The organism is Bradyrhizobium sp. 31Argb (assembly GCF_043638955.1).
Classification (GTDB): domain Bacteria; phylum Pseudomonadota; class Alphaproteobacteria; order Rhizobiales; family Xanthobacteraceae; genus Bradyrhizobium.
Map to the genome: position 1 here is coordinate 1 of NZ_JBEGDB010000587.1, position 1435 is coordinate 1435.

1 protein-coding gene is annotated in these 1435 nt (G+C 53.4%); it reads right to left on the minus strand.

The window, feature by feature from the left end; all coding sequences use genetic code 11:
• Nucleotides 1-361: 361 nt before the first annotated feature.
• On the minus strand, nt 362-1435 hold a 1074-nt coding region (locus AAFX91_RS41635), incomplete at its 5' end, for a thioesterase domain-containing protein (protein WP_394570340.1).

Consider the following 1435-nt stretch of genomic DNA (forward strand, 5'->3'; position numbering starts at 1 on the left):
GATAGAAAAGGATCAGGAGCGATCAGTTTCCAACTAACAAGCCGGTTCAACCGGTCCCGCTCCGCGGGTCCATTTCAGATGGTCAAGTTGTCGGCCGTCGCGTTTCATGCCGATAGCATACACCAACGCCACAACAATGTCGCCTATGTCTCTGACCTATGAGTAAGTGAGCGTGCCGCGGCAGGCTAAGCCCGACAAAGGGACCCACGCAAGGTACGTCGAGAGAAGTAACGAGCGTATTGTGCAAGTCCGCTACAATGAAAGAAGTAGCCATCGGAGTAAATGCTGCTGAACGTAGTTGCCACCTGCGCGCCAGCTCGTCGTCGCGGAGTGTGGTTGGAAAATGAGGGTAGCGTAGTGTCTACACTCTTCGAAGACGTGGTGTCGATGAGCTGTTTAGGGCCGTTGATAGGCGTCGAGCCAGAACTCGGCGGTTCTCCAGAACGCTCATCATAGTCACGTGGTCGCCTGGAATTGGCACGGCATGAACGGCCTCCGCACTCAAAACCCGGTCCCACCCCCGCAAGGGCGAACTTGCTTCTGGATCTATTGATTTTTTGCGAGATCGTGCCCGATGGCTAAGAGGCTCGTTGTTATAGAACTGGTGTATCTCAATCTGGAGAAATGGAACCTCGTACAAGTCCAGCGCCCTTTGGAACTGCGTGATCCTTTCATACGTCAGAATGTCACTGTCGAGATCACGATCCAGAGGGATCGCCCCAATTTTCTGCGCCTTATTAAGGAGCTGAGAAATTGAACTTTGTCCAGCGAAGCGTTCAAGTACTTCGAACTTCTCGTCATCTAATTCGAGAGATTCCAGCAACACTTCTCGTACCATTTGGGTGGGTGATACGCTTGACGGTTTTGCAGGTAGCACGACATCGATTAGAGCGATGAATGAAACAGCTTCGTCAAGATCCAGTAACCGCTGCGCAATTGCGTAAGCCAAGATTCCTCCTGATGAGTATCCAGCGAACCGATACGGACCTCGTGGCTGGATCTCTCTAATCGCCAAATTTACTTGCGAGGCTATCTCTTCAAGAGTTGGAAATTGAACTTCACTGAATGGGGGCCATGGCAAAGCGTAGACAGGACATTCTACGTCCATTTCCTGCACCAAACTGGGGACATAGGAGCAATCGCCCAAACCTGTGGGAACAAAGAACAGTGGCGGCTGCGATCCGGTTGCTCGAACACAAATCACTCCCGAACTGCTGGGCTGTGGTTCCAAATGAATCTTTGATGCAAGCTCCTTTAGAACGGGGGCTTGGAAGAGGTCGGCGGCACTGAACTTGAGCCCGAGATCGACTGCGCGACTGAGCAACTGCACAGCCAGCAGGGAATGACCGCCGAGCGCAAAGAAGTTGTCGTGCCGTCCGACCCGCGCCAGCCCGAGCAGCTCGGCCCAGAGCTGCGCCAGCGCGGTCTCGATCTC